The sequence below is a fragment of the Shewanella sp. genome (genome assembly GCF_051658185.1).
Lineage (GTDB): Bacteria > Pseudomonadota > Gammaproteobacteria > Enterobacterales > Shewanellaceae > Shewanella.
In genome coordinates, this window is the sequence record NZ_JBOFMC010000337.1 from 1 (window position 1) to 3,965 (window position 3,965).

Sequence of the window (3,965 nt, forward strand, 5' to 3'; positions counted from 1 at the left end):
AGACCGTATGGAAGTCATCCGACTGTCGGGTTATACCGAAGATGAAAAGCTCAATATCGCGAAACAACATTTGTTGACCAAGCAAATTGAGCGTAATGGCCTTAAAGCAAACGAAATTCACATTGATGATAGCGCAATCATGGGGATTATCCGCTATTACACCCGCGAAGCGGGGGTGCGGGCGCTTGAGCGTGAATTGTCGAAAATTTGTCGTAAAGTCGTCAAAATGATCCTACTCGATAAGTCTGTCAAATCCGTTGCTGTGACGGCAGAAAACCTCAAGTCTTTTCTTGGTGTGCAGCGGTTTGACTATGGAAAAGCCGAATCGAATAACCAAATTGGCCAAGTGACAGGTTTAGCCTGGACGGAAGTCGGGGGCGATTTACTCACGATTGAGGCGACGTCAGTCCCCGGTAAAGGCAAGTTAACCTACACGGGCTCCCTTGGCGATGTGATGCAAGAATCGATTCAAGCGGCGATGACGGTTGTTCGCGCCCGCGCGGAGCAATTAGGTATTAACGCTGATTTTTATGAAAAGCGTGATATCCACGTGCACGTACCAGAAGGCGCGACGCCCAAAGATGGCCCATCGGCGGGCGCGGCAATGTGTACCGCGTTAGTCTCTAGCCTAACGGGTAATCCTGTGCGCGCAGATGTGGCGATGACGGGGGAAATTACCTTACGTGGTGAAGTGTTACCCATCGGCGGTTTAAAAGAAAAACTGCTGGCAGCCCATCGCGGTGGGATCAAATTGGTCCTGATCCCTAAAGAAAACGAGCGTGATTTGGAAGAAATTCCAGCCAATGTGATTGCCGATTTAGAAATTCGTCCTGTGCGCTGGGTCGATGAAGTGCTTAAACTGGCCCTTGAAAGACCCGTTGAAGGCTTCGAAGTGGTTAAAAACTTGGCATAACGCAAGAAAATGCGCTACCACGTTAAAAAAAATGAAAAAAGGGGCTTAACAAAGCGCAGACCTGTGGTAGCCTAGGTCAGTGGAGAGCCAGTAGCGCCAAGCCCTTGGCGCAACTGGCTTTGAGCTGTATCTAGTTTTATTTCTTTGGTTTTCGAACTCAGCTTGAACTTTGAATTCAAGCTTGTTATAAAAGCCTCCGCAGACCGCTCTAGAGACGGATTTGGTTGCGGCGCAAAAAAAAATTACATTCAAGGGGATGACATGAACAAATCTGAACTAATCGAGAAAATCGCTTCTGGTGCTGACATTTCTAAAGCCGCTGCAGGCCGCGCACTGGATTCTTTTATCGCTGCTGTGACTGAAGGTCTGAAAGAAGGCGATAAAATTTCTCTTGTTGGTTTTGGTACTTTTGAAGTGCGTGAGCGTGCTGAGCGTACAGGTCGCAACCCACAAACGGGTGAAGAAATCAAAATCGCAGCAGCAAAAATTCCTGCATTTAAAGCAGGTAAAGCTCTGAAAGACGCTGTCAATTAATTTTTGATAACGTAGCCTTTGTAAGGCGTTCGTATTGATAAGCACTGTTTAAACAGTGCTTTTTACGAATTGAAGCAATGGATTTTGAAGATAATTCAGCCATTGCTTGGGGTTTTAGTACTTACCTGTGGTAGCGTCTGAATATTCCCGTAAATTACAGAAAGGCGCATCTCCAACTGATGCGCCTTTTTATTTTGTTAATCGCAACAAGCGAGAAATCTGATGTTAGAAAAGATCCGCGACGGTTCGCAAGGCGTGATTGCTAAAGGCATTCTCGTCCTTGTGATTTTATCTTTTGCATTTGCAGGTGTGAGTAGCTACCTCGGCTCAACCACTGATGTACCCGCAGCAGAAGTCAATGGTGATCCGATCACTAAAGCCGAGTTAGAACAAGCCTACCAGAGCGAGCGCTCGCGTATGGAGCAACAACTGGGTGAAATGTTCGCTGCGCTGTCTGCCGACGAAAAATACCTTGCCAGCATTAAGCAAGGGGTCTTAGAACGGTTGGTGGCAGATAAACTTATCGACCAAGCGGCTAACGCCATGGGGTTAAGAGTGTCTGATGAGCAGATTATTGCTGCGATTAAATCCGAGCCAGCATTCCAAACCGATGGCAAGTTTGATAATGAGCGCTATCAAGCGATTTTGCGCCAACTAGGCTATCAACCCCAAAGCTTCAGAACGATGATGCGTGTTGATATGACCCGTCGTCAGCTCACTGCTGCGTTGGTGGGATCAGAATTTGTGTTACCCGGTGAAGCGAAACAATTGGCTGAGTTGCAGGGCCAAACACGGGACATTCGTTATTTAGTGGTGGATTCTGCGCCATTTCTTGCCGCGGCTAACGTGACAGACGCTCAAGTGAAACAGTACTACGACGCGAACCAAGGGCAATTTATGAGCCCAGAGAAGGTGAGTTTAGAGTATGTTGAGCTCAATGTGGCAGATTTTGCTAAAGATACCCCGATCTCCGACGAAGAAGCGCAAACTTATTACCGCGAGCATCAAGCGCAATATGTGGCTAACGAAAAACGTCTCGCCGCGCATATTTTGGTGAATCTGGGGCAGGATGACGCTGCCGCGAAAGCTAAAGCGGAAGATCTGGTTAAGCAACTGGATAATGGTGCAGATTTTGCGGCTCTGGCGAAAAGTAACTCCGATGACACCTTAAGTGCGGAGCAGGGCGGTAAACTGGATTGGTTTGAACCGGGAGTGATGGAGCCTGCGTTCGATGAGGCGTTATTTGCGTTAACGAAAGGCCAGCACTCTGCGGTTGTTAAAACAGATTTTGGTTTCCACATCATTAAGCTATTAGATGTACAAGCCGGCGCAACCGTGCCCTTTAGTGACGTGAAAGCGAAAATTGTTGCTCAGTTGCAGGAAAAGAAAGCGGTAGACCAATTCTACAGTTTACAAAGTAAGTTGGCGGATACTAGCTATGAGGTCCCTGATACGTTAGCCGAAACGGCTAAAGCGGTCGGTGCTGTGGTTAAAACCACTGAGCTATTTTCCCGTGATGAGGTTCCTGCTGCCCTGAATAAGCCTGAATTGGTTAAAGCCGCCTTCTCGGATGCGGTGAAACTACAAGGCTTAAACAGCGAGGTGATTGAGCTTTCGCCTAATCATGTTGTGGTGATCCGTCTTAAAGCGCATCAAGATGCGGGTACCTTACCCTTAGCCGCGGTACAGAGCAGTATTAGCGATCGTTTAAAGCAGGATCAAGCGAACGATGCTGCCCGTGCTAAGGCGCAAGAGTTAATTGCCAAGGTTAAAGCCAATGCGGCCGATGTGACATTGTCGGTTAAGGCTAAACTGGGTCGTGGCGATCAAACTGTGGATGGGGCGATTGTGGCTAAAGCCTTCCAAATGGCAACGCCTAGTGCAAGCCCTGTGGTTGATAGTGTAGCACTGGCCAATGGTTATGCTGTGATTGCCTTGGATAAAGTCAATCCGGCTGACGCAGTAAGCGAAGAACTTGTGAATGCGCTTAAACAACGTTTAAATGCACAATATAGCGAAGCGGATTACCGCGGCTTGATTGAGTCATTAAAAGCGAATGCGAAAGTGTTATATCCTGTTGAAGGGTAATGATATTCAGGAGAACCTTTAGTTAGGTTCTCTTATTTTTGTCTCATCAGATATGCCAAAAGGCTAAGTGTTTACACTTAGCCTTTTGTTTTTTCGATATTTGATTTTAGATATTAGCCTTTTCCACATTAGCCATTAGTATCTTGTTTTTCTACACTTAGTTTGTCTAGATTTATTCTTTCGCGTTAAACACTTGCCCATAGAGGGCTGTGTTTATGCTCGCGGCGCGCGGTGGTTGCGCTGGCTGAAATTGTGCTCGCTAAAATTGCGCGCTGTCCGTCCTATATCATCCTCAAGATTATCCTCAAGATTATCCTCAAGCGCAGCGCTTGACATGGCCCTTAACTATTTTGCAAGCAAAGCTGTGGCAGCGAGGCAATGATCAAACTACTGATGGTCATTAGAGCCGAATCCGCCACTTTAAGAGTTA

Annotated in this window: 3 protein-coding genes; all 3 read left to right on the plus strand. The window is 47.0% G+C overall.

Translation table 11 applies throughout. The annotated features are described in order from the left end of the window. On the plus strand, window positions 1-913 hold a 913-nt coding region (locus ACRCZA_RS12850; RefSeq protein ID WP_438674815.1), incomplete at its 5' end, for a S16 family serine protease. A gap of 261 nt (window positions 914-1,174) precedes the next feature. Continuing rightward, a complete protein-coding gene (gene hupB / locus ACRCZA_RS12855) occupies window positions 1,175-1,447 on the plus strand; it encodes a nucleoid-associated protein HU-beta (RefSeq protein ID WP_006081127.1) in 273 nt (90 codons plus the stop codon). Between the two features lie 222 nt (window positions 1,448-1,669). Continuing rightward, the gene (locus ACRCZA_RS12860; RefSeq protein WP_438674816.1) at window positions 1,670-3,535 is read left to right on the plus strand and encodes a SurA N-terminal domain-containing protein; all 1,866 of its coding nucleotides are present in this window, start codon (window positions 1,670-1,672) and stop codon (window positions 3,533-3,535) included. The last annotated feature ends 430 nt before the right edge of the window (window positions 3,536-3,965 follow it).